Origin of the sequence: Desulfuromonas sp. CSMB_57 (assembly GCF_020194955.2) — a bacterium.
Lineage (GTDB): Bacteria > Desulfobacterota > Desulfuromonadia > Desulfuromonadales > Syntrophotaleaceae > JAFCIY02.
The window spans coordinates 105460-130442 of sequence record NZ_JAFCIY020000019.1 but is presented as its reverse complement, the minus strand read 5'-3'; the positions used below and the strand labels follow the sequence as shown (position 1 = coordinate 130442).

Here is a 24983-nt window from a genome sequence, read left to right as displayed (position 1 = left end):
CGTTCGCAACGCGTAGGTCGACGGTTCGATCCCGTTCAGCTCCACCAATGATGACGCCGGAAATCTCCGTTCGGATAAAAAGGCCCTGAAAATTCAGGGCCTTTGCTTTTTCATGGACCGCCATCCCCTCGATCCGGCCTACTCCACAGTCTGAACATCGCGGCTGCCCGCCAGCGCCAGGATGACGCCCAGCACAACGCCGAGCAGGGCGGCGAACAGCACCTGGTGGTGCGACGGCAGCAAGAAGGTGATGGTATGGGCCGGGATCCAGAACAGGGGGAGGGTCTTCTTGAATACAAATCCCCACATCACCGACCAATCGATACGGCTCAGAACCCCCGAAAAATCGATTCCACCGAGATAGCCGCGCAGGGTGCCGCCGGTGGTCTGGATATGCAGGTCCGATACCTTGTGCAGAATCATGAACAGGGGGGCAAACATCAAATTCATGCTGACGCTGATGGCCAGTGCCGCGATAAACTTCTCGGCGGACAAAGCCCCGGCCAACACATCTGGCGGCAAGGCCAGAATATGGCGATCCACGAAAATAGGCGCGCCGCCGGCAAAAATGGTGAAGGCGATCTTGATCAGTATGCCGGTGCAGCCCCAAAACAGGGCCCGCGGCAGCAGGCCGAACCCGGGGCGGCGGTAAATGCCCCGGGAAAGCCGCAGACCGATCACTTCGCCGAGGGTGGCCAGAAAGGAAAATTTCAGAAAACTCGTCACCAAAGCATGCCGAACGACGGCCTCGGTGTAATATTTCCGGACGCTGTCCGAAACCCCAAAAGGCAGCAAAACACCCAAAAGCAACAGAACAAACATCACATCCGCCTTTTTCACTTACCGCTCCTTGTCTTTTTGTCCGTCCGGCCCCCAAGGCCGGGGCACCTGGAAAAACTTCAACAGATTGCCGAAAATGAACCCCTATGGCAGCTGTTTCGGAGTCATGCATAAGGGCCTCACGCCCTTGCTAAAAAGGTTTCCCGCTAAAAGGCCTTGGTCAGAACCAGGGCCGTCAGGATCCCCTCCGACCGATCCACGGCGCCGAATTCCTTCAGGCTGCGCAGTTCCACCACTGTCTTCCAGGCCGGAATCATGCAGCGGATCTCGGGCCCCGCGGCGAACACCCGATCATGGACGGATTTGTCCCAATCGAAATCCCGGCCCCGATCGTCCGTGACCTGCCACTGGGCGTAGCCCGCCACCCCCACCTCCCAGAACTGCAGCGGTCCCATCTTCCAGTCCTTCGGCAATGCCTTGCCGATGCCCCATTCAAAGTGGAAATCATCTCCGGGCGTCAAATCGACGCCACGGCGTTTGCCGTGAACCTCATAGCGGCCGAGGGCCGACACCGACCAGGTTTTGGCCGCATCCAGGTAAAGCGTGGCACCGGCGCTGAACATGCCGGACCAGTAATCCTTGCCGGGGGAAGACGGTTTATCTTTATCGAAATAGCCGGTGGGGACCCAGACCCCGATGCCGACCGCCGCGTCCCAGCGTTCACCGTGCCAGGCCAGAGCCACCGGTTCCACAAAGATGTCCCCGAGGCTGAAATCATCCTCCTTGATGCCGGCTGCGCCGATTTTCAAATCCGTATAAACCACGGGAATGACTATATTGGAAAAAAAATCGCCACCCAGAACGGTCCAACCCGGAAAATGAATCAGGCGGTGGACATTGGCATAGACGAAAACATCGAAATCGATATCCATTTTGTCGCCGCTGCCATCGCGCATCCGGTCAGCGGTGTAGAAAAAATTGTAGAACCGGTAATAGGTCCCCGGCGGCGGCGCCGTGGCGGTTTTGATGCCATCACCGCCATTGGTGAACTGATTGCCCGCGATGCCGCCGGCTTGCCCCTGGACCGGAGCGGCCAACAACACAGCTGCCACCAGCACCATCACTTTCCTGCCAACAGAAAAAACCATGGCCCTTTTCCCCCTATTCATTGAAAACATTCGAAACCCCTCTAAAAATCGCCCCCGTTCCGGCCTCCGCGCCGAGGTTAACGCGGCTACCTTATCAAAAAACAATCCTGCAGGAAATGGCGCAAAAGCTCCCCATCCAGGGCCATCTTTCCTCACGCAATCCGGCCGGGGATTCCCCCGCTCTGATCCGGGAATCTGAGTCGACATCAGCCACGGCCCCGCCGGCTCGGCTGTGCATTTGCGCAGTTGATAGAGGGGATCTCATCCCGAGGATTTTGCGAAAAGGCACGTGGTGCGCAGCCCGGTTCGAAGGTAGAGTTACACCATAGCAAACACGCTCCACAGAGCATCAAGCATAAACACACGAACACGGTACAAAGCCTCCATCTTTTGGCGTACAGCCTCCCCTCCAGGACTGTACGCCCTTTTTTTTTGGCCCATCGCGAAAAAGCTGCGTGCACCGCCGGCCGTTTTGAGATATTTTTCTCTCTCTGGCAGCAATCTGTTCATTCTGCAGCGGCCGGTCTCGCCCCCCTTCCCCGTCATCCCGAGCCTGAGGAGGAGTTTGTGCCCCATCGCGTTCCCGCATCCGAACTGAACCAACGTCTGGCCCGTTTCCGCGCTCGCATGGACCAATGTGAACCGGACTGGCAGCTGGTGGCGCTGTTCGGTCGCATCAACCAGTTTTACTTTACCGGCACCCTGCAGGACGGCGTGCTGCTGATCCCGCGCCAGGCGGAAGCCACCTTCTGGGTGCGGCGCAGCTATGAGCGGGCCCTGGACGAATCCCGGTTTGCGGATATCCGCCCCATGCACAGCTACCGCGATGCCGCCTCCGCCCTGGGTGCCATGCCGGATCGCATCCACCTGGAAACGGAACTGGTTCCCCTGGCTCTGCTGCAGCGGTTTCAAAAACACTTTCCGTGCCGCGACATCCGGGCGGCGGATCCGCACCTGGCCGTGGTGCGGGCGGTCAAAAGTCCTTATGAGCTGGCCTTGATGGAGCAGTCGGGAGAAATTCACCGCCGCATCCTCGAAGAACGGGTGCCGACCATGCTGCGCGAGGGCATGAACGAGGCGGAACTGGCGGCGGAACTCTATCCGGTGATGATCGAGGAGGGCCATCACGGGGTGGCGCGTTTCGGCATGTTCCAGACCGAAATCGCTCTCGGCCACATCTGCTTTGGTGAAAGCAGCATCTATCCCACCGCCTTCGACGGCCCGGGCGGCAATTACGGCCTGGGTCCGGCGGTGCCCCTGCTGGGCAGTCGCGAACACCTTTTGCGCCGGGGCGACCTGGTGTTCGTCGATATCGGCTGCGGCGTCAACGGCTACCACACGGACAAGACCATGACCTACATGTTCGGCGCAACCCTGAGCGACGAGGTTTTGGCGGTACATGGGCGTTGCGTGGAAATCCAGCACCGGGTGGCGGCGCAACTGCGCCCGGGAGCTGTCCCGGCCCGGATCTATGCATCCATCATGGAGGATTTGACACCGGATTTCCTGCAGCATTTCATGGGCTTCGGTTCGCGCCAGGCGCGCTTCCTCGGTCACGGCATCGGTCTGCTCATCGATGAATGGCCGGTCATTGCCGACGGCTTCGAGGAACCCCTGGAGGAGAACATGGTACTGGCCATCGAGCCCAAAAAAGGCATCCAGGGCATCGGCATGGTCGGCATCGAAAACACCTTTGTGGTTACCAGGGATGGCGGCCGCTGCATCACCGGTGACCATCCCGGCCTGCTGCCGGTTTTCTGAAGCGGGGTGCCAGGGTTGCACAGCATGGACACACGGGGTTGCGGCGGCGACCAGGAAGTGGTGGTGCTGGACTTCGAAACCAGCGGCATGTCGCCCCTGCGGGGCGACCGGGCCATCGAGATCGGCGCCGTGCGCATCGTCGGCGACGCCATTGTCGAGCGCTTTCAAAGCCTGATGAATCCTGGGCGGCGCATCGATGCCTTCATCGAAAACCTCACCGGCATCAGCAACCGCATGATTGCCCAGGCACCGCCGGCGGCCGAAGTGATGACCGCCTTCAGCCGGTTCATCGGCGAGAGCCCCCTGGTCGCCCACAACGCCGCCTTCGATAGCCGTTTCCTGGAAGCCGAACTGACCCGCATCGGCCGGCGACGGCAGTCGGGCATGATCTGCTCCATGCTGGTGGCAAGGAGGCTCTATCCGCAGGCTCCCAACCACAAGCTGGCCACCCTGGTCGACTACAAAGGATTGCCGGCCGCGGATCGTTTCCATCGCGCCCTGGCCGACGCGGAAATGACCGCTCACCTGTGGCTGTGCATGGCCCGGGAACTTCGCTCCACCTTGGGCATCAGCGATCTGCCCCTGGCACTCTGGCGGCGTCTGGCCACTCTGAAAAAGGAGCGCGTGGCCCGCTTTCTCCAAGAGCAGGCCGCCCTCGCCGTCAGCCACACCGAACCCTGAAGCCCGTGGGCAAGCTCAGGATGGCCTGCAACGCGGCACAGATTCCGGGCCGCGCAGCACCGGGCACTGCAGGCGCCGGCCAAGCCCGCGCAACAAGCCGTTGAAAACCAGGTGGTGCAGAGGCGATACGGCATGCCAATAGAGCATGCCGCCCATGCCCCGGGGGATGAAACGGGCCGCCAATTCAATCCGGGTCCTCCCCTGTGCCAGTTCGCTGAGGCGAAATTCGAGGATCGCCTGCCCGGGCATTTTCATTTCGGCGACCAGTTGCAGAAAATACGGCCGTTCCACCCGGCCGGCCCGCCAGCAGTCCAGGGCATCCCCGGGGTACAGTTCGACCGGACAGCGCCGCCCCCGCTGCAGCCCAACCCCGCCCGCCAGGCGATCCAGTCCTCCGCGCAGGGACCAAAGCAGGTCGGCATGGTACCAGCCCGCCGTCCCGCCGATGCGGATGACCGCCTTCCAGACTTCATCCACATTTGCCGCCAGATCGATGCGCCGGCAATCATCGTAGCGGGTCCCGCCGGCCCAGGCCGGATCGTCGGGAGTGGCCCATTCCGCCGGGGGAATGCGCCCGGCATCCCGCCAGGAACTTTCCACATCGTGTTCGCGCATCCTCTGTAAAGCCCGGCGAATGGCCTCGCGACAATCCAGCAGAGGCTGCGGCAACAATTCGTGAAGCCGCATGTCCCGGCAGACCACCCGGTTGCGCAGTCCTTCCGCCAGAGGGCGCGCCAATGCCGCCGGCACCGGGGTGATGAGATGGATCAGATAAGCGCTGACCCGGGTCGACAACCAGGGCAGGGGAATGATCAAACGGCGGCGCAAGCCGGCCGCTTCGGCAAACAGTTCCATCAGTCGCCGGTAGGTCACAACCTCCGGTTGGCCGATATCGAAGGTTTCACCGACCGTGGCTTCGCATTCCAGGCAACCCTTCAGGTAAAAAAGCACATTGCGAATACCGATGGGCTGGCAGGGAGTATCGACCCAGCGAGGGGTGAAAATGACCGGCAAACGCTCGACCAGATAGCGAAGAATTTCAAAGGAAGCACTGCCCGAACCGATGATCATGGCGGCCCGCAGGACGGTAACAGGCACCGGCCCGGCACGCAGGATGGCCGCCACTTCAGCCCGCGAACGCAGATGGGGGCTGAGAGCGTCCCCGGCTTCGCCGAGTCCGCCCAGATAGATGATCCGCTGCAGCCCTGCTTCGGCCGCCGCCGCGGCCATGTTGTGCGCGGCGCAGCGGTCAGCGGCGGCAAAGTCGGCGTTGGCCGGATTCATGGAGTGCACCAGATAGTAGGCCGCCTGGCAACCCCGGCAGGCCCGGGACAAAGAGGGCAGATCCAGAACATCGCCCTGCACCACTTCCAGTCGCTCGTGCTCCGCCCAGGGGCGTCCCATGATCTTTGCGGGAGTCCGGGCCAGGGCCCGCACCCGGTAGCCCGCCGCCAGCAGCCGGCGGGTCAGACGCGAGCCGACATATCCGGTGGCACCGGCAACCAGAATCGTCCGACAGTCAGGGTTGTGCTCCATGCTAACGCTCCCGTGACTGGCACCGACCCGCCCCGATGCCCTGAGGGTGTTTCAAGCGACCGGCAGTTCAATACGGAACTCGGCGCCGCCATCTACGTTGCAGACCGTCAGGCAACCGGCCATACGCTTTTCAATGATGATTTTCGAGATGTACAAACCCAGACCGGTGCCGTCCCCCTTGGTGCTGAAATAGCGGTCAAAAATCCGGTCGATGCAATCGGGCGGAATACCGCCGGAATTATCCCGCACCCTGACGACGGCCCGATTCTCCTCCCGGCCTATTTCCAGGGCGATTCTGGGCGCGGCAACACCGCGTTCGATCAAGGCTTCCTTGGCATTATTGAGCAGGTTCAGCAAAACATGCCAGAACTCGTTGGGATAGCCCATGGCCACCACGGCCTGGGGCGCACTGCAGACTATTTCGATGTTTTCCAGTTTCAGGGCCTCGGCGATAAAGGCGATGATCCTCCCGCATATATCCTTGAGGTCGAACAGCTGCGGATCCTGGTCCGTCCGAAAAAAGTTACGGAAATCATCGATGGTGGCCGACATGTGCTGCACCACTTCCGTGATTTTTTCCACCGCCGTCGTGACATAGGCCCGATCAATGGTCGGCTTGCCGCTGGCGATTTCCAGGGTCTGGGCAAAGAGCCCGATAATATTCAGCGGCTGTCGCCATTGATGGGCAATGTAACTGATCATCTCGCCCATGGCGGCCATACGGCTCTGCTGCAGGAGCAGTAAATCCTTCTCCCGCAGCGACGCTTCGATGGCCTTGCGCTCGCTGATATCATGAAAGAAACCGGCGGTCAAAAGCCTGCCGCCATATTCCAGCGGGCTGGAGGTCACCTCCACGGGCACCAGCTTGCCGGATGCCACCCTGTGTACCGTTTCGATCAGGAGCGGCTGGAGATACGTCTTTTCACGTAACATCTCCGCAATCCGTTCCTCGTCGAACAAGGGGTCCCAATCGGGCAGGCGCATGCGCAAAATGGTCTCCGGATCCATGCCGAAATGTTTGCAGGCCGCGGGATTGACATAGACCATGCGAAAACCGTCGGCCGGGTCCAGCACGAAAATGGGATCCCCGGTTTTTTCCACCAGGGTACGGAAAAAGGACGCTTCCTGCTCCGATGCCCGGCGCCGGCTGATTTCATCCCTCAGACTGAGATTTTTTACCCCGGCTTCCACCAGCGATTGAACCAGGTTGCGTGCAAAGTCGATGTGATCGCGTTCCTGCTCAGGGGTTAAAACAGGCACGCCATCCACCGCCGCCAGGCAAGCGTTCTCATCCAGGCCCAAGTTCCGCGCCTGTTCGCGCCAGCAGGCGGCATCCGGTTTATCATTGGCCTGGTAGTACTTGCCGCTGCAGTAGGTGGCCAAGCGCCGGCCGTCGACCACGATGGGCACCGCAAAGGCCCGCAGGCCGTGGCGGCAGCGAAAAACCTGGCCTTCATCACCGGCATGAGTTGCCGCAAACTCCCTTATAAGGGATTCGATTTCGCAGCAGTCGGTTCCGGCAACGGCCTGCGGGCGATGAAAGCGTTCACAGAGCTCCGGTCCCGGCAGGGCTACCAGAGGGTTGTTGCGTGCATCGAGGATCGCGGCACGCAATCCGGTAATTCGCGACTGGGCCTCCAAAAGCAGCCGCATTCGCTCCAGGTCGACCAGGTGTTCGAAGTCCGGCATGGTCATCAGGCGCCTCGTTGAGTAGGAGACCCATGCTGTGGCCAGTTGCTGTCAAAATTATCTGGCCGTAAGAATATTTAAAATTAAAATCGCCCTATAGTAACCGTTACCGTGGCAAAGGTCAATGGTCGGGCCGGCAATCGGCTTTGAGGGGAAGACTCAGCGACAAGCGGTGGTGCTCATTCAAAAAACAAGGCCCGCCCTGTCGCCAGGCGGGCCTTGCTGTTCCAATATTCACAAGCCGTCGTGCGCGCCCCTATTCCACCGTAACGCTCTTGGCCAGATTGCGGGGCTGGTCGACATCGGTGCCTTTGAGTACGGCGATGTGGTAGGCCAGCAACTGCAGGGGGATGGCGGTCAGCACGGGGGCGATGTCGTCCGGGCAGTCGGGCACCGTAAGGAGCGCGTCGACGGGCCCGATGGCGGCCGAGGGCGGGTCGCTGGTCACGGCGATGATGCGGCCGGAGCGGGCCCGGACTTCCTCCATGTTGGAAACCACCTTCTCGAAGGTTTCATTGCGCGGGCACAGAAATACCACCGGCATGTCCTCGTCGATGAGGGCGATGGGACCGTGCTTCATTTCCCCGGCGGGATAGCCCTCGGCGTGGATATAGGAGATTTCCTTGAGTTTCAAAGCCCCTTCCAGGGCGATGGGATAATGGATGCCGCGGCCCAGGTAGAGAAAATCCCGGGCTGCCATGAACTCGCGGGCCACCTGCTGAATCTGCCCGTCCGCCTCCAGGGCCGTTTCCATCAGACGGGGCAGAGCCATCAGGGCCTCCATGCGGCGGCGACATTGCTCCATATCCAAGGTCTCGCGTACTCGTCCGAGATGCAGCGCCAACAGGTACAGGGCCACCAACTGGGTGGTGAAAGCCTTGGTGGAGGCGACGCCGATTTCCGGTCCGGCATGGGTATAGATGACCCCGTCGCTTTCCCGGGCAATGGAGGACTCGACCACGTTGCAGACTGCCAGGGCCAGGCCGCCCTTGCCCCGGGCCTCGCGCAGGGCGGCCAGGGTATCGGCGGTTTCACCGCTTTGGCTGATGAGCACGGTGAGGGTGCGGTCGTTGACGAGAGGATCGCGGTAGCGGAATTCGCTGGCGATATCCACTTCGACGGGCAACCGGGCAAAGCTTTCAATGAGAAACTTGCCGGTCAGCCCGGCATGCCAGGAGGTGCCGCAGGCGACGATGGTAATGCGCTCCAGGGAGCGCAACTGCTCGTCGCTGAGACCGATGCCGTCCAGATGCACCTCGCCCCGTTCGGGAAAGACGCGCCCGGCCAGGGTGTCGGCCACGGCGCGCGGCTGTTCGAAGATTTCCTTGAGCATGAAGTGCTTGTAGCCGCCCTTTTCCGCCATCAGCGGACTCCAGGTGATGGTCTTGGCGGTCTTTGTCACGGCGGCACCCTGCAGATCGGTGAACCGCATGCCGCCGCCGGAAAAAATCACCATTTCCCCTTCCTCGAGAAAATACATCTCGCGGGTATGGGCCAGCATGGCCGGGATGTCGGAAGCGACGAAAAATTCATCCTTGCCGGCCCCGACCACCAGGGGCGAGCCGAGTTTGGCGGCAATGAGTTTATCCGGTTCGTCTTCGCAGAGGATGGCGACCGCATAGGCACCGCGCACCTCGGCCAGGGCCAGTCGCACCGCTTGTTCGAAATCCCCGCACTGGCCGAAATGGTGATCCACCAGGTGGGCGATGATTTCCGTATCCGTTTCGGAACGGAAGACATGCCCCTGGGCGGTCAGGCGCTGTTTCAGGTCCAGGTAGTTTTCGATGATGCCGTTGTGCACCACGGCGATCTTGCCGTTGCAATGGGGATGGGCATTGTTCTCCGACGGCCGCCCATGGGTCGCCCAACGGGTATGACCGATGCCGCGCCCGCCGCTGAGCGGTTCCTGGCGCAACCGGGCCTCCAGTTCGGAAAGCTTGCCCTTGGCGCGGCGCACATCAATGCAGCGGCCGTTGAACACGGCGATCCCCGCCGAATCGTAGCCGCGATATTCGAGCTTGCGCAAACCTTCAAGGATGATGGGCGTGGCCTCCTGGGGGCCGATATAACCAACAATGCCGCACATAGGTCGATTTCCTTCTCTGTCGGGTGGTTCCCGCGGAATCTCCCGCTTCGGTTCATGAAAGAACAGGCGCGCCGGGCACGCCTACTCGGAACATTTTTGCTCTTTTTTACCCGCACGCAGGCGCCAGCCTTCGATGATCTTCTGCGGCACGCGGGACAGGACCAGAGAGTCGGCCGGCACATCCTTGGTAACCGTGGTGCCGGCGGCCACCAGGCTGTTGCGGCCGATGCGCACCGGTGCCACAAACTGGGTGTCGCTGCCGACAAACACGTCGTCCTCGATGACGGTCTTGTGCTTGTTGACACCGTCATAGTTGCAGGTGATGGTGCCGCAGCCGACATTGACGTTGGCACCCAGCTCGGCATCGCCGATGTAGGTCAGATGGCTGGCCTTGGTGCCCACACCGATGAGAGCTTTTTTGGTCTCGACGAAGTTGCCGATCTTGTTGTGGCCGGCCAGCACGGTTCCGGGGCGCAGATGCGCCATGGGGCCGATATCGGTGGCCTCCCCGACCTGGGATCCTTCCAGCACCGAGGCGGCCTTGATGCGTACCCCGTCGCCGATTTGGCAGTCCCGCACCACAGCGTGAGGCTCGATAGTGCAATCGCGGCCGATGCGGGTGGCGCCGCACAGGTGCACCCCGGCATGGAGCACGGTATCGGGTCCGATCTCCACCTGCGGATCGATGTAGGTGCAGGCCGGATCCATGAGCGTGACGCCGTCCCGCATGTGCGCCTCGTTGATGCGACGCCGCATGATGGCCGACGCCTCGGCCAGTTGCACCCGGTCGTTGATACCCATGGCCTCGGTAGCCTCCGCGAGGGTCACGGCGGCCACCTTGCGACCGGCGGCGCGGGCCGCGGCCAGCACATCCGTCAGGTAGTACTCACCCTGGGCATTGTCGCAGTTCAAGCCTTCGAGCAGGTTAAAGACCAAGGGCGCCTCGAAGGCGTAAATGCCGGTATTGATCTCGCGTATGGCCTGCTGCTCCGGGGTGGCGTCCTTCTGCTCGACAATGCCGAGCACCTCCTCCCCCTGCCGCAGGACCCGGCCGTAGCCGAAGGGATCGGCCAGTTCCGCGGTCAGCACCGTAGCGGCGGCCCCGCAGGCCTGATGGCGCGCCACCAACTGTGCCAGAGTCTCCCGGCGCAGCAACGGCACGTCTCCGCACAGCAGCAGCAGGGTGCCGGCAAATCCCGTCAGTGCCGACTGCGCGCAGAGCAGCGCATGACCGGTTCCAAGCTGCTCGGCCTGCAAGGCAAAACGAACCTCCTGGTCCGCCAGGGTCTCGCGTACGCGATCCGCACCATGGCCGACGACCAGCACCGTCGGTCGGCAGCCCAGTTGACCGGCCAGTCGGGTCGGGTAGGCGACCATCGGCCAACCGGCAACCGGATGCAGCACTTTCGGCTGCTCCGAGCGCATGCGGGTACCCTTTCCGGCCGCCAGAATTACCGCCGCAAGTTGTGTTCCGTCCATCGTCACTCCTAGAAACCGCCCGGAACCGGGCTTGATTGGGGCACAGTATCCTGTAAAGAAACGGGGCAGTCAAGAGCCGTCCCCGGCCCGAAGTCAGGGTTTTTGCTTTTCATTGCAACGACTCTGACGTATGATGATGAGTGTTCTTCAATGGAGTGGCAAAATGCAAGAAAAAAAAATCTTTTTGGCGAAAATGGATGGTTTGGCCAAAGCCCTGCGCGACCTGGAAGTCCTCTACGAACGGTATTTCTCCGGGGAGGAAAAACGGGAACCCCTGCCTCAGCGTGCCGCCCTCGAGCAGTCCCTGCGGCAATTGGCCAACCGGCGCATCATCCAGACCGACCTGCGGTTTCGTTACGAGACCCTGGCCGCCCGCTACCATTCCTACGCCACCTACTGGAACCGCATTACCCGCCTCATTGACGAGGGCCGCTACCAGCGACAGTTGGTCCGCCTCAACACCTCTTCTCCCAAGGCGGCGGAATCGGCCGCTCCGGAGGAAAAACTCTATGCCGACCTGCTCGACGCTCATCGCCATTGCGCCTCGGGGGGCGCTCCTCCCGATCTGGAACGTTTCGCAGCATTTCTGACCAAACAGAAGGAGGCCATTCGCAGCCGTTATGGCGTCACGGAGGTGGAATTCAGGGTGGTTATCGAAGATGGCAGGCCGAAAATCAAGGCGCGGACCAAGGCCTGAACTCTCAAAAAAGCAACGGCAGATCCGCTCCCGGATCTGCCGTCCTCGCTATACCGCCTCTTTATAACGCCGCCGGTACCTGGACTTTTCAAACACCAGGGATTTGATTTCCGACACATCCGGTACCCGGCCCGCCACCCGCAGATCATCGTCCAGCAACAGCGCCGGCGTGACATACACCCGATGGTCGATGAGCTTGCGGCCATCTCGGTACAGATGAACTTCGGCCTTCACCCCCATCTCGTCCAGGGCCTCACGCACGTTGGAGAGGGTCTGGCTGCACCGTCCGCCACAATCCGGCTTGCAAAGAATATCGATACGCATGGCTCGCTCCTTCCGTGAACATCTGCTGCTTGACGGCTAATTATGACCTTAACGGTTATATTATATCCGGTCCCCGGAAAATGCCAAGCCTTTTCGTTTTTTTTGCAAAACTTTTCGGGTCCCGCAAACCAGGCCCCGGTCCCCGGGACAGGCTCAGGAGCGGCCCTCCTGCTCCTCGGCGCTGCGGGGGATGACGACCAACTCTCCCCCCTGGGCATCGACGGTAATGGTCGCGCCATCGCGGATATCGCCCCCGATGAGGGCCCGGCCGAGACGGGTTTCCAGATGGTGCTGGAGATAACGTTTCAGAGGTCGGGCGCCATAGACCGGATCGAAGGCCTCTTGGGCCACGAAATCGCGGGCCGCATCGGTCAATTCGAGAGTGATGCGCCGCCCGGCGAGCCGTTTGCGCAGATCCTGCACCAGCAGATCGACGATGCGCTTGATTTCCTCGCGGGTCAAAGGCTTGAACAACACCACGTCATCGACCCGGTTGAGGAATTCGGGCCGGAAATGGTGGCGCAATTCGCCCATGACCGCCTTGGCGGCCGACTCCCGAATGCTGCCGTCTTCGCCCAAGCCCTCCAGCAGATACTGGGAGCCGATGTTGGAGGTCAGGATGATGACGGTGTTCTTGAAATCCACCGTGCGGCCCTGGGCATCGGTCACCCGGCCGTCGTCGAGAATCTGCAGCAGCACATTGAACACATCGTGATGGGCCTTCTCGATTTCGTCGAACAGGATCACCGCATAGGGCTTGCGGCGCACCGCTTCGGTGAGCTGCCCGCCTTCCTCGTAGCCGACGTAGCCCGGCGGCGCGCCGATGAGCCGACTCACGGTGTGCTTCTCCATGTACTCCGACATGTCGATGCGCACCATGTTGTCCTCACTGTCGAACAAGGATTCAGCCAGGGCGCGGGCCAGTTCGGTCTTGCCGACCCCGGTCGGTCCGAGGAAGATAAAGGAGCCGATGGGCCGACGCGGATCCTTGATGCCGGAACGGGCCCGAATCACGGCGTCCGCCACCAGTTGCACCGCCTCATCCTGGCCGATTACGCGCCGGTGCAGAACCTGATCCAGCTTGAGCAGCTTCTCCCGTTCGCCCTCCACCAGCCGGGTCACGGGGATGCCGGTCCAGCGTGAGATGATCTCGGCGATCTCCTCCTCGGTAACCTCCTCGCGCAGCAGGCGCGCTCCGGCACCTTCGCCGGCGGAGGCTTCCTCCTGGTCGCGCAGGCGCCGCTCCAGTTCGGGCAGTTGGCCGTGCTTGAGTTCGGCGGCACGGTTGAGGTCGTAATTGCGTTCCGCCACCTCGATCTGCTGACGGACCTGCTCGATCTGCTCGCGCAGGGCCTGCACGTCCTTGATGGCGCTCTTTTCCTTGTCCCACTGGGCGCGCAGCACGTCGGCCTGGTGCTTGTGCTCGGCCAACTCCTTGCGCAGGGCCTCCAGACGGGCCTTGCTGGCCGGATCTTTTTCCTTCTTGAGGGCGGCCTCCTCGATTTCCAGTTGCATCACCCGTCGGGTCACCTCGTCCAGTTCCGCCGGCAGGGAATCGATTTCCGTGCGGATGGTGGCACAGGCCTCGTCCACCAGGTCGATGGCCTTGTCCGGCAGAAATCGGTCCGATATGTAGCGGTGGCTGAGGGTCGCCGCCGCCACCAGGGCATTGTCCTGGATGCGCACGCCATGATAGACCTCGAAGCGTTCCTTGAGACCGCGCAGGATGCTGACGGTATCCTCCACCGTCGGCTGATCGACCAGCACCGGCTGGAAGCGCCGCTCCAGGGCGGCATCCTTTTCGATGTATTTGCGATATTCGTCCAGGGTCGTGGCACCGATGCAGTGCAACTCGCCTCGAGCCAGCATGGGTTTGAGCATGTTGCCGGCATCCATGGCCCCTTCGGCCTTGCCGGCGCCAACGATGGTATGCAATTCATCGATGAACAGCAGGATGCGGCCTTCGCTGGCCCGAATCTCGTTGAGCACCGCCTTGAGACGTTCTTCGAACTCGCCGCGATACTTGGCGCCGGCCACCAGCGCCCCCATATCGAGGGCGAAGACGGTCTTGTTCTTCAAGCCTTCGGGCACGTCCCCGCGCACGATGCGGTGCGCCAACCCTTCAACGATGGCGGTTTTGCCGACCCCGGGTTCGCCGATGAGCACCGGATTGTTCTTGGTCTTGCGCGACAGGATGCGAATCACCCGGCGGATCTCGGCGTCGCGGCCGATGACCGGATCCAGCTTGCCCTTGCGTACCTCCTGAACCAGGTCGCGACCGTATTTTTCCAGGGCCTCATAGGTACCTTCCGGGTCCTGGCTGGTGACCCGCTGATGACCCCGAATGGCGGTGAGAGCCTGCAACAGACGATCACGACTGATATGGAACTGACGGAACAGACGCCCGGCCGGACTGCCGTCGCCCTCCTCGACCAGGGCCAGCAACAGGTGCTCGACGCTGACGTAATCATCCCGCAGGTGCCTGGCCTCTTCCTCGGCTTTCAGCAGCAACCGGTTGAGTCGCTGGGTCACATAGATTTTTCCCCCCTCGACTCCCGGGCCGGAAACGCTCGGCCGACGGTCCAGTTCCTGCCGCAGGCCTGCGGTCAGGCCGGAGACGGAAACCTCCATCTTCTCCAGCAAGCGCGGCACCAGGCCGCCTTCCTGTTCCAGCAAGGCGGCCAGCAGGTGTTCCCCGTCGACTTCGATATGGCCCCTCTTCAGCGCCAGGTTCTGAGCGGCCTGCAGGGCTTCCTGGGTTTTCTGGGTCATTTTATTCATATCCATAATGGTTCGATGCTCCTTCCCGGCAGATCCCGGTTAGCCGCGGCCGTTGGTTCTGGCGGGCCTGCACGGCAGGCCCGCCGCGCCCCTCATTCCCCCGGAGTGACCTCGATTCGCCGCGGCTTGGCCGCCTCCATGCGGGGCAGGGTCAAAGTCAGGACGCCGTTGCTGAAAGCGGCGCTGACCTTTTCCACGTCAATCCCCTCGGGAATCCGGAACTGGCGATAGAAATGGGGCCAATTGAACTCCCGGTACACTTCCTCCGCCGGCGGCGCCCCATTGGCAGGCCCTTCGATGGTCAGCACGCCCTGATCCACATCGATGGTCAAGGCCTCCCTGGCGACCCCCGGCAAATCCGCCACCAAGGTCAGACCGTGGGCCCCTTCGAGAATATCGACGGCCGGCACGGCATAGCGTTCCGGAGCCCGGGTTTCTTCGCGGGAGGTGGTTTCCGATTCATTCTTATGGTTGGCAACATAGGTTTTTTCGGCCATGGTCATTCTCCTTTATGGTTCTGGTGCAACGTGACGCGTGAACGGTCCTTACTCGGCCTGAATGCTAATGCGTTTCGGCCGCGCCGCCATGGACTTCGGCAAGGTCACGGTGAGCACGCCGTCCCGATAGTTGGCCTTGACCTGATCCGCATCAACTTCGACGGGCAATTCCAGGGTCCGCATGAAGCGACCTGTTTCACGCTCCCGACGGTGCCACGTCTGGCCCTGCTCTTCCACGGCCTGGCGTTCGCCGGATATGGTCAGCACGTTGCCTTCCACGGTCACGTCCAGTTTTTCCGGAGCCACACCCGGCACCAGCGCTTCAACATAGAGTTTATCCGCGTCGCCATAGAGGTTCAGGCGCACCTGCCGGCGCAGCCCGGCAGCCGGCAGCAGCCTGGCGCCCCGCAGGCCGCGCCCGCCAAAACCACGAAACGCTTCATCGATTTCACGGCGCAGATTATCCATTTCCCTGAACAGATCCCAGTTGGCCATATGCTCCTCCTTGAATGGTGGTGATGACTGAGGTTTTTGTCTTTTCGACTGTTTGTCATAACAACCTTCGTGCCAAATTCGGCTTTGAGAAGTTTTTCTTGTGGTATTAACAGGTTAGCAGAAAAAGGCCGGTGCGCTGAAAAAACTTGCAACGTCGCAAATGCGTCGCAAACAAGTTTGCGACGTTGCAAGTTGACTCACTTGCAACATTCGCGGCGCCAGTCATCCACGTGGGAAATGGGGAAAAATTTCAGAAATCGGCGCGAGACAGACCGAGCTTGGAAAGATAGCGGTACAGGGTGGCGCGATGCACCCCGAGATAGCGGGCCGCTTCCGTCAGATTGCCGTTGGCGCGGTGCATGGCGGCGCGGATGGCAGCGACATCGAGACGCACCGGAGACGTCCGGCCCCGTCGCGAGCGGTCCGGCGGAAAGGGTTCCGACAGCCGCGAAAATTCGGCGGCATCCATGGGTGTCGACCTGCCGGCCAGGGCCGGATCATAGGGCAGCACTACCGTTGCCGGACGGGGTTGGGACTCCTCGGAGGACCAGGAACTGCCGACAAAATCCTGGCGCTCCCGGACCCATTCCAGGAAGGCTCGGCTGCCGATGACCTCGCCCTGGGTTTCAATGAACACCCGCTCCAGAACGTTGCGCAACTCACGAATGTTGCCGGGCCACAGATAAGCCTGCAGCAGACCGACCGCCTCCGGAGTCAGACGCTGAATGCGCCGCTGATATTTGCGACTGAAAAGCCGCAGGAAATGCTCAATTAGGAGGGGAATATCCTCGGGCCGTTCGCGCAGGGGCGGCAGATGAATGCGCAGCACCGACAGACGGTGGTAGAGGTCGGCCCGAAACCGCCCCGTTCCGACGGCCTGCTCCAGGGGAATATTGGTGGCCGCCACGATGCGCACATCGACGCGAACCCCCCGCTCGCTGCCGAGGCGCTCGACCACGCCTTCCTCCAGCACCCGCAGCAACTTGGCCTGGGTGGCTAAAGGCATGTCGCCGATCTCATCCAGGAACAGGGTCCCGCCATCGGCCCTTTCAAAGCGTCCATGATGGCTGCGCACCGCTCCGGTGAAGGCGCCCCGTTCGTGGCCGAACAGTTCCGACTCCAGCAATTCTTCGGAAATGGCCGCGCAATTCACGGCTATGAAGGGTCCGTCACTGCGCAGGCTCTGATCGTGCAGGGCGCGCGCCACCAACTCCTTGCCGGTTCCGGTTTCTCCCGTAACGACCACCGCCGCCGGGGACGGCGCATAGAGGGCAATCTTGCGAAAAACCTCGCGCATGGCCGGGCTGTCCCCGACCAGACCGTGCAAGGTCCGCGGCCTGAGCTGTTCGTCGGCAGGAGGCCGGTTCAGAAAAAAGGCAACCAACCGTTTCCCGTCCTCCTGCCTGCCGGCCGGCCGGACTTCCAGCGACCAGAGCGCCGCGCCATCCGTCAGATAGGTGCGAATATCGGACAGAGCCTGTCCGGTCTGCGCCACTTCCGTCGCCAGTTCGACCAACGACGGCACGCTGCGGGGCAGCAGCCGGGACAAGAAACTGCCGCGAGCGGCAAGCGGATCGAGGCCCAAGGCCTCAGCCAGCCGTGGCGAGACGCTGCGCACCCGCCACGTCCCACCCGGATCCTCAATCGCCAACAAATCCGGAGCGGGAACCGGAAGATGTGAGTCATCTGCGCTGCGCAGCCTTGCCGTCACTGCCTATCCTTTCCCATAATCGGCCCGCCCCAGCAGACCCCAAGGCCTGGCCTTGCCACGAAAAAAGCCGTCCGGCACCCTGGCAGACGGCTTTTCCCAAAACCTTCTCTTCACCGGCGGCCCGGCAACGACAAGCACGGCATGAGACCTAGCACTCGCCGCCGACCGCTCCCTTGACCCAGGCGTGCTCCATCGGAATCGGCTCGGTCCGCCCTTGCGGCGCCAAGCCGAAATGGCTCCGAGCCCGGCCGAGGGCGATGAGCGGAAAGTAGTGCCGGTACATATTGTAGTTGATCATAAATCCGCGGGCCAGTTCGGCGCCCTGATCGAGGGTGGACCCGACCTGTTTCAGATTGGTCCGCTCGCCGACGCCGTAACCGGGAAAGCCGGTGCCGGTATATTCGGGCTCCGCCCAGGAGCCATCGGACTGGCGGGCAAGCAGGAATTCCATGCCACGCCGCAGAGCCGGATCATAGTCGTGGCTGCCCGTGGCCAGCAGGGCCATCATCGCCCAACCGGTCTGGGAAGCGGTGCTGGCACCCCGTCCCCGCATGGCATCATCCATGTAGGAAGCGCAGCTCTCCCCCCAGCCGCCATCGGCGTTCTGGTGTTCGACCAGCCATTGGGCGGCTCGCCGCACATAGGGCGCCGACATATCTTCACCGACAGCGGCCAAGGCCGGCAGCACTGCGGCCGTGCCATAGATATGATTGACCCCCCAGCGCCCGAACCAGCTGCCTTCAGGCTCCTGCTCACGACGCACATAAGCCAGGGCCCGCGCCACGGCCGGATCGTCCATCCCGCGCCCGCGGGCTGCCAGGGCTTCAATGACGTGCGCCGTGACATCGACACTGGGCGGATCCAGAACCTCGCCGAAATCGCAGAAGGGGATCTTGGTGACGATGGCGCTACAGTTGTCACGGTCGAAGGCGGCCCAGCCGCCGTTGCGGCACTGCATGCCCAACAGCCAATCCTCGGCCCGGCCGATGGCCTCATCGATGGGACCCGGATCGGCCACCTGCTCGCGGGCCATGGACAACACAATCAGCGCCAGGGCCGTGTCATCGACATCGGGATAGCGGGTGTTGGCCCGTTCGAAGGCCCAGCCGCCGGAAGGCACGCCGCGGACCTTGACCTGCCAGTCCCCCCAGGTGGTGATCTGCTTGCTCAGCACCCAGTCCAGGGCCGGGCCCAGCATGGGCTGGTCGGTCAGGGTGTGGCCACACTCGAACATGGCCAACAGGGTGAACAGGGTGTCCCAGATGGGGGATTCGCTGCACTGCAGATAGGTGCCCCCGTTCTTTTCATAAGCCCAGGGCGGATTGAACGCGTCCAGGCCCTTGACCATCACCGGGTGATCCAAGGCATAGCCTTCGCCGTGCAGCGCCATCAGGGAGTAGATAAGGGGAGGCTGGATGCCGCCCCAACCGCCATCATAGTCCTGATGCCGCAGGATCCACTCAAGACACAGATGAATGGCTTTTTCCCGCCCAAACTGAACCGGCAAACGGTTGTAGCGCTTCAGGAGCCAGTCCACCACCAGGAAAAACCGCTCCATCAAGCCCTTTTCCACCTCGGGAAGGCTGTAATCGGCATTTTCGCGACCGGCCGGGAACAGTTCGTCCAGCCGCCGCTCGGCGGGCAGCGCCCGCACCGGCTGGCGTACCGAGAGGATGCACAGGGGGACCAGAGTGGCACGGGCCCAACTGGCGAAGTCGTAGATATTCAGGGGACACCAAGCCGGCAGATAGATGATTTCCGGGGCCAGAGCCGGTGTTTCATCCCACGGCCATTCGCCAATCAAAGCCAGCCAATAGCGGGTAAACACCCGCACCTGGCGCAATCCTCCGTGGGCGAAAATCCACTCCCGGGCACGTACCAGCCGCTCATCGTCCCGGCTGAAACCGGCCGCTCGCAAAGCGGCATAGCATTCCACCGTGGCATTGATGTCACCGGCCGGAGCATCGTGGTACACTTCCCAAGATCCGTCGGCCCGCTGCTCATTGAGAATGGCACGCAACACCCCGGAATACTTGGGATCATCCTTGATGCCCAGGATATGCATGAGCAGAATCCATTCTGCTTCAATGCAGGAATTGGATTCCAACTTGCCGACCCAGAAACCCGCCTCTTCCTGATGGCGGGCCAACCAGTCGATGGCGCTCGCAATACCATCATCCAGCCCACTTGCCGTGGAAATTTCCGATTTGAGCTGCCGAATGACGTTCAACTATGCCTCCCGTATCCAATCAATCATCAATATCCGCATCATAAATAGCATTCCACCAACCATCCGCTTGGTCGGCCTACCCCTCCATGCCTGAAACCAGGAGCCAGTCGGCTACGACCCCGGCGTCCGCGCCATGGGCCTGCAGCCGATGGAATTCATCGGCGAACAGATCAACGCGAATTCGCCGGATGGTTGCCGCGTAATCCCACTGACCGCTGAGGGGCTGCCAGCCCAGGCCATCCATGAACGCGTGATAATAATCCTGCAAACGGGCCATGATTCCGCCCATTGCCGCCTCGTCCAGCGCCTGGCCGGAAACCGGCATCCGCACCCCATAGGCCAAGGCACTGAAACCGTGCGTGACCCAGCCGATGGTCCGGTCCCCGGACAACACCAGATCGCCACCCGCCAAGGCTTCGCGCACCGGCGCAGCCGCCAATTCAAGGCACCGAAACAGCAGGCCGTCGTACTCCTGGCGCCGTGCCAGGGAAGTTTTCTCCCGAATGGACGCGGCCCCGATAATCCGCTCCATCTTGCAATGACGCGGAAAAAGAACCCCGAACAGCATATCCGCCACCGCCAGACCGATGATCCGCTCGCGCGCCAGACCCGGCAGCATGAGGGCCCGCCGAAACAACTCGACCCGCTTGCGCACACCCTCGATGGCCAGTGCCAGGACGATCTCTTCCTTGCAAGCGAAATGCCGATAGACCGTCGGCTTCGAGCAGCGCGCGGCCCGGGCAATCAGGTCCATGTTGGTGCCGAGATAGCCCCGCTGGACGAACAACTCCCGGGTCACCTCCAGAATCAGGCTTTCCCGCCGCTGTGTCATACTGATCCGGTCTGGCGCCATAGACTTAAAGACCTGTTCTTGCAAAGCAAAGTAATCTTTTACATTTAGTACAACAAATCAGCAATGTCAACCAAAGAGCCGTAACAGATTGAAAAAACAGCCCGCAAAACCCAAGCACGGCAGACAAAATAAAAACTCGGATCAAAAAAGATCACAACCCTTGGCTGCAACCCCCTGGCCGGGCCTGCACGGGCCGACCCGCAGCCAAGCCGCCCCCACCTCCACGCCGGAATGGGCAATTCCGGCAGGCTATTCACAGAAATACCAAATAGGAAACTATACGCCCCCAAGCCCTCCACCGCAACTCCAAATATTCTCTCCGCTTTACGCAGATCTTTTTTCAACAGCAGTACCAGGCAGGGTCTGTGGCACACCAGGCAGAGCTTTCCTCCCCCGGGCCGATATGCTATGTTGCCGGTAATTACCTGCCGGAAAGCTTGAATGAAGATGACCGACAAAACCGACACCTCGCGCCTTGATGGCATTTTGTTCGACCTGGATGGGACCCTGCTGAACATCCAGATGCAGCCCTATATCGATGGGTACATCGATGGCCTGTCCCGTTGTTTCGAGGATCTGGTCGACCGCATGGTGTTCGCCGAAGTGTTGGTCAGCTCCGCTTACGCCATGCTGTCGGTGGAAGACGAACACCAGACCAACGAGCAATTTTTCCTGGAATTGGTGGCGCGCCAGCTAGGCATAGCCACTCCGGAACTGCGACGGCGCCTGGAGCATTTCTGCCGCAACGGCCTGCATGTCCTGGAGCCCCTCATCGAGCCCTTTCCGGAAACCAACGAGATCCTGCAGCACTGTTTCCAGCAAGGCATGAAGGTCGCCCTGGCCACCAATCCGGTATTTCCCCTGCAGGTGATCGAGGCCCGCCTGCGCTGGGCCGGCATCGACCGCTTTCCCTTCCACCTGGTGGCCAGCTATGAATCCTGCCGCTTCTGCAAACCTCATCCCCGGTTTTTTGCAGACATCCTTGAAGACCTCGGTCTCACCCCCGAAAAAACCCTGATGGTGGGCAACGATACCCACTACGACCTGGCTGCCGGGCAACTCGGGATCTTGACCTACCTGGTGGACACCTGCCTGATCGATCAGGAACAACGCGCCAAGGAGGCGGATTTTCGCGGCGGACACCGTGATCTACTGCATTTTATCCGGCAACTGAAGGGTCCGGGAGGCGATTGACAGCCCTGCCGATTTCCGCTATTCTTCCGCTGGCTTAGCCTGATTTGTGGCGCCCGCGTCCGGCGGCCTGCCCGGATGGCGACCGTCAAGCGCCAAGGGTGGTTTCATGCAAACCTCGGCGTGGAGGGCGCCAGACCCTTCGCTACAGGCCCTGAATAGTTACTTTTTTTGACGGCACCAGGCTTGCTGGATGGCCAGGTTTGAACCGTGCATATCGACGAAGGACGCAGCTCTATGATTCCCCTATCGCATCTTGGCCGCAGCCTGCCGGCCGCGGCGCTCTGCCTGGCCCTGCTGCTGAGCGGCTGCCGCGAGCGGCAGACCGAGACGCGCATCCCCATCTCGGTGCGCGACGCCCGGGTGCGGCCACCGGTGGAAAAGCCGGCCAAGGAGTTGGTGGCCACCCAGGAAGCCTTTATCGAGGTCTCGGAAAAGGTGACGCCGGCCGTGGTCCACATCCAGGCCGCGCGCAGCGGCCAGTTACCCGGCTTCATGCCCATGTCCGGCTCCCCCTTCGGTGAACTGTTTGCCGAAGAAGTCCAACCTCGACGCCGCGCCCAGAGCATGGGGTCCGGATTCCTCATCACCACCGACGGCTACATCCTGACCAACGAACATGTGGTCAAGGGCGCCGAGGAGATCAAGGTCAAACTGTCCGACAATCGCGAATATGTCGGCCGACTGGTAGGCGCCGATCCGCGCACCGACGTGGCGGTGCTGAAAATTGAAAGCGAGGATCCGCTGCCGGTGACCGTGCTCGGCGATTCCGACAATCTCAAGGTCGGGCAATGGGCCCTGGCCATCGGCAACCCCTTCGGTCTCGACCGCACCCTAACCGTCGGTGTTATTTCCGCAACCGGCCGCAATGACATCAACATCAAGGATTTCGAGGACTTCATCCAGACCGATGCCTCCATCAACCCCGGCAACTCGGGCGGCCCGCTGCTCAATATCTTTGGCGAAGTCATCGGCATCAATACGGCCATCGTCGCCGCCGGCCAGGGCATCGGCTTCGCCATTCCCATCAACCTGGCCCGGGTCATTGCCAACCAGCTGATTGAGCGGGGCGAAGTGATTCGCGGCTGGCTGGGCGTCACCCTGCAGAACCTGACCCCGGATCTGGCCCGCTCCTTCGGCCTGGATCGGGCCACCGGCGCCCTGGTCATCCAGGTTGCACCCGAGTCTCCGGCGGCGCGGGCCGGCCTGCAGCGCGGCGATATCCTGCTGTCCTTCAACGGCAAGGCTCTTCGTAACGTGCGCGATTTGCAACTGTTGGTCGCCAGTGCACCGGCCGGCGAGCAGTCACAACTGGAGGTCCTGCGCAACAACCGCCGGCTGACTCTGCCGGTCACCATCGCCGCCCAGGAGAAAAAGGGTCCCCGCGCAGCCATCGCTTCGGGAGAGGAACGGCAGGCCCTGGGCCTGACCATGGCGCCGGTGGAGTCCGGTGCCGGGGTGCTGGTTACGGCGGTGGCGCCCAAATCCATGGCAGCCGCGGCAGGGGTGCGACGCGGCGACCTGTTGCTGGCCATCAATGATGTCGACATCACCGATGCGACCAGCTTTGAAGTGGCGCTGGAAGCCGTCAACCAGGCTCGGTACGTTCGCCTGCTGCTGCGGCGCGGCGACTCCATTCTTTATCTGGCGTTTCCCGCCTCCTGACGGTTTGGCACCGGGGAGGCCCTTACAGGAGCATCCATACGGCCGCCGGCCGAGCTCCAGACAGCAGTAATTCGGGAGGTTCTCATGGCACGAATCGTCGACAACCCGCAGCTCGCCTTTCGCCTGGCGCGCGCCATTGTCTCAGATATCGCCCTATACAATCAGAACAAGGTTCAGGAGGGCATCGAACACGACAACATCTTCGATCTGCTGAACGATGAGCTTCAGGAGGGGCTGGATCACTTTCTGGCGCGGGTTTCCACCGATATCGCCAACCGCGAGACGCTTTTCAACCGGGCCATCGTCGATGTCATGATCAAGCAGGCCGGCCGTATCAAAAGCCCCATCTGGTAAATGGAGCCGGTCCGTCACATCACCTTCGACCGCGGCCGGGCACCGGAGCGGTTGGACCGGTTTCTGGCCGACCAACTGCCCGATTTGAGCCGCTCGCAACTGAAAAAGCTTATCGACGAGGGTGGCGTGCTGCTGCAGGGCATACCGGCCAAAGCCGGGGTCAAACTGCGCGGCGGAGAAAGCCTGCAGGTCACGGTACCGGACCCCATCCCCGTCGCTACGGTTTCCCAGGACATCCCCCTCCGCATTCTTTACGAGGACCGCCATCTCATCGTGGTGGACAAACCGGCCGGGATGGTGGTGCATCCGGCGCCGGGGCATCAGCAGGACACCCTGGTCAATGCCCTGTTGTTTCACTGCCGGGATCTGTCCGGCATCGGCGGCGCACTGCGGCCGGGCATCGTTCATCGTCTGGACAAGGACACATCCGGGGTCATGGTGGCCACCAAAACCGACCTGGCCCATGGCCATCTGGCACAACAATTCAAGGATCACAGCGTTCACCGGCGCTACGTGGCCCTGCTGTACGGCCTGCTGACGACGGAACGCGGCACTATCGACCAGGCCATCGGCCGGCACCCCCGGCACCGCCAAAAAATGAGCACCACCTGCCGCAGCGGGCGTCGCGCCGTCACCCACTGGCAGGTATTGCGCAGTTTCGTTGACGACCGGCTCACTCTGGCCGAACTGGCCTTGGAGACCGGGCGCACCCACCAGATTCGGGTCCATCTGTCGGAACAGCAGCATCCGTTGGTGGGCGATCCGGTCTATGGCGGCGCCGGCCGTTGCAAGAATCTGGTCGATGACCAATTGCGCCGCTTGGTACAGGACCTGGGGCGCCAGGCCCTGCATGCCCGCCTGCTGGGATTTGTCCATCCCGAGACCGGCCGCTACCTGGAATTCAGCTCACCGCCGCCCCGGGACTTGACCGTGCTGCTCGACTATCTGACCACCAAATATCACCAGGCGCCCGTCGTCTGGTCGAAATGACCCTGCAAGCGCCCGCCGCCATCGTCGGCCGTCCG

Annotated in this window: 21 protein-coding genes; 7 read left to right on the top strand and 14 right to left on the bottom strand. The window is 61.9% G+C overall.

The window, feature by feature from the left end:
• Positions 1-138: 138 nt before the first annotated feature.
• Together JQN68_RS04945 and JQN68_RS04940 are read right to left on the bottom strand one after the other, a co-directional pair.
• On the bottom strand, positions 139-840 hold the full coding sequence (locus JQN68_RS04945) for an Mpv17/PMP22 family protein (RefSeq protein WP_225073172.1): 702 nt from the start codon (positions 838-840) through the stop codon (positions 139-141).
• Positions 841-986: 146 nt separating this feature from the next.
• Positions 987-1928: a SphA family protein gene (locus JQN68_RS04940; protein ID WP_225073171.1), complete on the bottom strand. Its 942-nt coding sequence runs from the start codon at positions 1926-1928 to the stop codon at positions 987-989.
• A gap of 567 nt (positions 1929-2495) precedes the next feature.
• Between JQN68_RS04940 and JQN68_RS04935 the strand changes: the two genes are divergently transcribed.
• Positions 2496-3689, top strand: coding sequence for a M24 family metallopeptidase (locus JQN68_RS04935; RefSeq protein WP_225073170.1), 1194 nt, complete (start codon positions 2496-2498; stop codon positions 3687-3689).
• Between the two features lie 24 nt (positions 3690-3713).
• A complete protein-coding gene (locus tag JQN68_RS04930) occupies positions 3714-4370 on the top strand; it encodes a 3'-5' exonuclease (protein WP_225073169.1) in 657 nt (218 codons plus the stop codon).
• A 15-nt stretch (positions 4371-4385) separates the two neighbouring features.
• Here the strand turns inward: JQN68_RS04930 and JQN68_RS04925 are convergent, their stop codons facing one another.
• From JQN68_RS04925 to glmU, 4 genes are all read right to left on the bottom strand, one after another.
• Positions 4386-5906: an SDR family oxidoreductase gene (locus JQN68_RS04925; protein ID WP_249621037.1), complete on the bottom strand. Its 1521-nt coding sequence runs from the start codon at positions 5904-5906 to the stop codon at positions 4386-4388.
• Between the two features lie 51 nt (positions 5907-5957).
• Positions 5958-7601, bottom strand: a complete 1644-nt coding sequence (locus tag JQN68_RS04920; protein WP_225073167.1) for a PocR ligand-binding domain-containing protein — start codon at positions 7599-7601, stop codon at positions 5958-5960.
• A gap of 250 nt (positions 7602-7851) precedes the next feature.
• Positions 7852-9681, bottom strand: coding sequence for a glutamine--fructose-6-phosphate transaminase (isomerizing) (gene glmS, locus JQN68_RS04915; RefSeq protein WP_225073166.1), 1830 nt, complete (start codon positions 9679-9681; stop codon positions 7852-7854).
• An 81-nt stretch (positions 9682-9762) separates the two neighbouring features.
• Positions 9763-11160, bottom strand: coding sequence for a bifunctional UDP-N-acetylglucosamine diphosphorylase/glucosamine-1-phosphate N-acetyltransferase GlmU (gene glmU, locus JQN68_RS04910; RefSeq protein WP_225073165.1), 1398 nt, complete (start codon positions 11158-11160; stop codon positions 9763-9765).
• A gap of 163 nt (positions 11161-11323) precedes the next feature.
• Here glmU and JQN68_RS04905 point away from each other — a divergent pair, with 163 nt between their 5' ends.
• The gene (locus tag JQN68_RS04905) at positions 11324-11857 is read left to right on the top strand and encodes an MXAN_5187 C-terminal domain-containing protein (RefSeq protein ID WP_225073164.1); all 534 of its coding nucleotides are present in this window, start codon (positions 11324-11326) and stop codon (positions 11855-11857) included.
• 48 nt (positions 11858-11905) lie between these two features.
• Here JQN68_RS04905 and JQN68_RS04900 read toward each other — a convergent pair whose 3' ends face one another.
• The 8 genes from JQN68_RS04900 to JQN68_RS04860 all read right to left on the bottom strand — a co-directional run bounded on the left by JQN68_RS04900 (position 11906) and on the right by JQN68_RS04860 (position 21092).
• Positions 11906-12181: a thioredoxin family protein gene (locus JQN68_RS04900; protein WP_225073163.1), complete on the bottom strand. Its 276-nt coding sequence runs from the start codon at positions 12179-12181 to the stop codon at positions 11906-11908.
• A 153-nt stretch (positions 12182-12334) separates the two neighbouring features.
• Entirely contained in the window at positions 12335-14968 is a 2634-nt protein-coding gene (gene clpB, locus JQN68_RS04895; RefSeq protein ID WP_283775389.1) for an ATP-dependent chaperone ClpB, read from the bottom strand.
• Positions 14969-15054: 86 nt separating this feature from the next.
• Complete coding sequence (locus JQN68_RS04890; RefSeq protein ID WP_225073162.1) at positions 15055-15459, bottom strand: Hsp20/alpha crystallin family protein; 405 nt, start codon at positions 15457-15459, stop codon at positions 15055-15057.
• A gap of 48 nt (positions 15460-15507) precedes the next feature.
• Entirely contained in the window at positions 15508-15954 is a 447-nt protein-coding gene (locus JQN68_RS04885; RefSeq protein WP_225073161.1) for an Hsp20/alpha crystallin family protein, read from the bottom strand.
• A 250-nt stretch (positions 15955-16204) separates the two neighbouring features.
• The gene (locus tag JQN68_RS14595; protein ID WP_349632298.1) at positions 16205-17665 is read right to left on the bottom strand and encodes a sigma-54 interaction domain-containing protein; all 1461 of its coding nucleotides are present in this window, start codon (positions 17663-17665) and stop codon (positions 16205-16207) included.
• 148 nt (positions 17666-17813) lie between these two features.
• Entirely contained in the window at positions 17814-19895 is a 2082-nt protein-coding gene (shc, locus tag JQN68_RS04870) for a squalene--hopene cyclase (RefSeq protein ID WP_225073160.1), read from the bottom strand.
• Positions 19896-19971: 76 nt separating this feature from the next.
• Positions 19972-20727, bottom strand: coding sequence for a TetR/AcrR family transcriptional regulator (locus tag JQN68_RS04865; protein WP_225073159.1), 756 nt, complete (start codon positions 20725-20727; stop codon positions 19972-19974).
• 65 nt (positions 20728-20792) lie between these two features.
• Complete coding sequence (locus tag JQN68_RS04860; protein WP_225073158.1) at positions 20793-21092, bottom strand: hypothetical protein; 300 nt, start codon at positions 21090-21092, stop codon at positions 20793-20795.
• Positions 21093-21189: 97 nt separating this feature from the next.
• Between JQN68_RS04860 and JQN68_RS04855 the strand changes: the two genes are divergently transcribed.
• The 4 genes from JQN68_RS04855 (at position 21190) to JQN68_RS04840 (ending at position 24948) form a co-directional block, all read left to right on the top strand.
• Complete coding sequence (locus JQN68_RS04855) at positions 21190-21942, top strand: HAD family hydrolase (RefSeq protein WP_225073157.1); 753 nt, start codon at positions 21190-21192, stop codon at positions 21940-21942.
• A 234-nt stretch (positions 21943-22176) separates the two neighbouring features.
• The gene (locus JQN68_RS04850) at positions 22177-23604 is read left to right on the top strand and encodes a DegQ family serine endoprotease (protein WP_225073156.1); all 1428 of its coding nucleotides are present in this window, start codon (positions 22177-22179) and stop codon (positions 23602-23604) included.
• A gap of 84 nt (positions 23605-23688) precedes the next feature.
• Complete coding sequence (locus JQN68_RS04845) at positions 23689-23958, top strand: hypothetical protein (RefSeq protein WP_225073155.1); 270 nt, start codon at positions 23689-23691, stop codon at positions 23956-23958.
• Entirely contained in the window at positions 23959-24948 is a 990-nt protein-coding gene (locus JQN68_RS04840; RefSeq protein ID WP_225073154.1) for an RluA family pseudouridine synthase, read from the top strand.
• Positions 24949-24983: the final 35 nt, after the last annotated feature.

Coding starts and splice junctions, on each gene's coding strand:
- JQN68_RS04940 (WP_225073171.1), bottom strand. CDS start 1,928: ATGGTTTTTTCTGTTGGCAGGAAAGTGATGGTGCTGGTGGCAGCTGTG.
- JQN68_RS04930 (WP_225073169.1), top strand. CDS start 3,714: ATGGACACACGGGGTTGCGGCGGCGACCAGGAAGTGGTGGTGCTGGAC.
- JQN68_RS04925 (WP_249621037.1), bottom strand. CDS start 5,906: ATGGAGCACAACCCTGACTGTCGGACGATTCTGGTTGCCGGTGCCACC.
- JQN68_RS04920 (WP_225073167.1), bottom strand. CDS start 7,601: ATGACCATGCCGGACTTCGAACACCTGGTCGACCTGGAGCGAATGCGG.
- glmS (WP_225073166.1), bottom strand. CDS start 9,681: ATGTGCGGCATTGTTGGTTATATCGGCCCCCAGGAGGCCACGCCCATC.
- glmU (WP_225073165.1), bottom strand. CDS start 11,160: ATGGACGGAACACAACTTGCGGCGGTAATTCTGGCGGCCGGAAAGGGT.
- JQN68_RS04905 (WP_225073164.1), top strand. CDS start 11,324: ATGCAAGAAAAAAAAATCTTTTTGGCGAAAATGGATGGTTTGGCCAAA.
- JQN68_RS04900 (WP_225073163.1), bottom strand. CDS start 12,181: ATGCGTATCGATATTCTTTGCAAGCCGGATTGTGGCGGACGGTGCAGC.
- clpB (WP_283775389.1), bottom strand. CDS start 14,968: ATGGATATGAATAAAATGACCCAGAAAACCCAGGAAGCCCTGCAGGCC.
- JQN68_RS04890 (WP_225073162.1), bottom strand. CDS start 15,459: ATGGCCGAAAAAACCTATGTTGCCAACCATAAGAATGAATCGGAAACC.
- JQN68_RS04885 (WP_225073161.1), bottom strand. CDS start 15,954: ATGGCCAACTGGGATCTGTTCAGGGAAATGGATAATCTGCGCCGTGAA.
- JQN68_RS04865 (WP_225073159.1), bottom strand. CDS start 20,727: ATGACACAGCGGCGGGAAAGCCTGATTCTGGAGGTGACCCGGGAGTTG.
- JQN68_RS04855 (WP_225073157.1), top strand. CDS start 21,190: ATGAAGATGACCGACAAAACCGACACCTCGCGCCTTGATGGCATTTTG.
- JQN68_RS04850 (WP_225073156.1), top strand. CDS start 22,177: ATGATTCCCCTATCGCATCTTGGCCGCAGCCTGCCGGCCGCGGCGCTC.
- JQN68_RS04845 (WP_225073155.1), top strand. CDS start 23,689: ATGGCACGAATCGTCGACAACCCGCAGCTCGCCTTTCGCCTGGCGCGC.
- JQN68_RS04840 (WP_225073154.1), top strand. CDS start 23,959: ATGGAGCCGGTCCGTCACATCACCTTCGACCGCGGCCGGGCACCGGAG.